The sequence below is a fragment of the Mesorhizobium sp. WSM4976 genome (assembly GCF_029625685.1).
In the GTDB taxonomy this organism is placed as follows: Bacteria; Pseudomonadota; Alphaproteobacteria; order Rhizobiales; family Rhizobiaceae; genus Mesorhizobium.
The window spans coordinates 1-1,732 of sequence record NZ_JARTVT010000081.1; the positions used below are offsets into that span (position 1 = coordinate 1).

At 61.0% G+C, this 1,732-nt stretch carries 3 pseudogenes; 2 read left to right on the forward strand and 1 reads right to left on the reverse strand.

Annotated features, from left to right (window positions below):
• Positions 1 to 149, forward strand: a pseudogene (locus P9272_RS35715) (transposase); the annotation flags it as partial.
• Positions 150 to 385: 236 nt separating this feature from the next.
• Here the strand turns inward: P9272_RS35715 and P9272_RS35720 are convergent.
• A pseudogene (locus P9272_RS35720) lies at positions 386 to 1,437 on the reverse strand (IS110 family transposase).
• 67 nt (positions 1,438 to 1,504) lie between these two features.
• On the opposite strand from P9272_RS35720, the pseudogene P9272_RS35725 reads away from it, so the two are divergent.
• Positions 1,505 to 1,732, forward strand: a pseudogene (locus P9272_RS35725) (IS3 family transposase); the annotation flags it as partial.

Consider the following 1,732-nt stretch of genomic DNA (forward strand, 5'->3'; position numbering starts at 1 on the left):
ACTGGAAGGCGAAGTATGGCGGGATGGACGTGTCCGACGCCAAGCGCCTGAAGGCTCTGGAGGACGAGAACGCGAAGCTGAAGAAGCTGCTGGCCGACCAGATGCTGGAGGCGGCGGCGCTGAAGGAGCTTCTGTCAAAAAAATGTATGGTCGGCCCCGTCCGTGCAAGGGTTCGCGACATCGCCGATGACGATTCCAGTTGCATAAATGTATCCGGCCTCTCGCGAGTGGACTGCTGTTGCAGCCAGGCCATGATGAGATCCGCGCCCGCCGTTCCCAATAAATGGTTCGGGCACAAAGCCCGCTTTTTTGCACAGGGCTTACGGCATGCTGATCCACTGTTTCGTCATCACTATTCCCGAGCCTTGCAATCGAGCCGAGAGGGTCAGGCGAATGCAGGATCCCTGCGTTCGTAGAGCGCTCCCGGCTTGGTCAGGACAACCCAGACAATGCGCGCCATCTTGGCGGCGAGTGCGACAACAGCTTTGTTCGGGTGCATCCGGCTCTGCAACCCATCAAGCCAGCTTCCCAGGAGATCCCGGGTTCGATCCAGGTGACGGAAGCATGATCGCGCGCCATGAACGAGCAGCTTGCGAACGTAGCGGTTCCCGCGCTTGCTGATACCGAGTAGCTTCTGCTTGCCTCCGGTCGAGTATTCTCGAGGGACCAGCCCCAGCCATGCGGCCAGGTCGCGAGCCTTCTGGAACTGGCATCCGGTGCCGACGGCCGCCAGTAGCGCGGTGGCTCCCAATGCTCCGATTCCGGGGATCGTCATGAGCCGGCGGGCAACATCTTCTCGGTCTGCGATCGCTGCGATTTCCCTCGTCACGTCGTTGATGCGCTGCTCCAACTGGCGCAGATCGGCGAACAGATCCACGAGCAGTTTGCGCATTGCCGGCGAGAGGTCATTCGAAAGGTCATCGAGAACCAGTGGCAAGTCGAGCTTGAACAGTCCGGCGCCCTGTCTCAATGCTATGCCGTATTCCAGGCAGAATGCTCGCATCTGGTTGATCAGACGGGTTCGCGTGCCGATCATCTGGTCGCGCACCCGATGCAAGGCCTGGAGGTCGGCTTGCTCCTCGCTCTTGATCGCGGCAAATCGCATCGTTGGCCGCGTGGCGGCTTCAGCGATAGCTTCGGCATCGATGATGTCGCTCTTGTTCGACTTGACGTAGGGCTTCACGAACTGCGCTGGGATCAGGCGAACCTTGTGCCCAGTGCCTGAAGTCTCCTGGCGATCCATTGCGATCCAGCGCACGATTCCATCCCGACGATTGCCGGCGCTGCCCGCTCAAAGAACTTCATCAACGTATCGCGTCGGAAGCGAACTCGCTGGACGGGCTTGCCGTCGCTATCCAAGCCGACGACGTGGAAGATGTTCTTGCCGATATCGACACCATAGATGGCCGCAGGGCGCGGCGCATTGCGTGGGGACATTGCAACCTCCTTTGTTGTGACTGCCCAGTGATGATGCTGCGGGAGGACGGGGCGGACCATCCCATTAATGGTAAGGCCCGCCGCCAAGCGTGAAGCCGTCGCGCATCTGCAGGCCGTCATGGGCCTTTCGGAGCGTCGGGCCTGTTCCTTCGTCGGCGCCGATCGCAAGATGATCCGCTACCAGTCGTGCCGTCCGCCAGAGACCGAGCTGCGCGGTCGACTGCGTGACCTTGCCAACGAGCGAAGACGCTTCGGCTATCGGCGGTTGTTCATCCTGCTGCGGCGGGAGGGCGAG